Here is a 458-nt window from a genome sequence, read left to right as displayed (position 1 = left end):
GCCGAACAGGCCCTGGATCCCGGCAAGTTGGTGCGCGCCCCGGCCGACGCCTGGCGCCGCGCCGACCGGCCGGGCTTCGCCGCCTGGCCCGCCCGCGGCGACCGTACGGAGGACGAGGCGCTGCTCCGCCGGGCGCTGTCCGTCTGGGCCCGCCCGGGGAGCACGGTCCGGGTGACCGCCACCCCCGGCACCCCGTCCGGGCCCGCGCCCGGCCCGCCGCAGCTGCTCTACGCGGGCGCGGTGGACTCGGCGGTGGTCGTGCTGCTCCACGACGGCCTGCGCGTGGTCCGGTACGCCGAGGCGAAGGACGGCGACTCCACGGCCGCCGCCCTGGACTTCGCGCGGGCGGACGCGGCCGACGCCGACACGGCGACGGCGGTCGTCGTCGGCCGCACGGACGGCAACGTGCGCTTTCTGACGGCCCCTTGGGTCACGTCGGCGGCCGTCCGCGACCTCCT

At 79.3% G+C, this 458-nt stretch carries 1 pseudogene; it reads left to right on the top strand.

Going from position 1 to position 458, the window contains the following annotated elements:
• Positions 1–458: pseudogene (locus JNW98_RS35765) on the top strand (hypothetical protein); the annotation flags it as partial.

This window comes from Streptomyces huiliensis, from assembly GCF_020037025.1.
Lineage (GTDB): Bacteria > Actinomycetota > Actinomycetes > Streptomycetales > Streptomycetaceae > Streptomyces > Streptomyces huiliensis.
The sequence above is the reverse complement of the archived record's forward strand: the minus strand, read 5'-3'. Positions and strand labels throughout refer to the sequence as shown.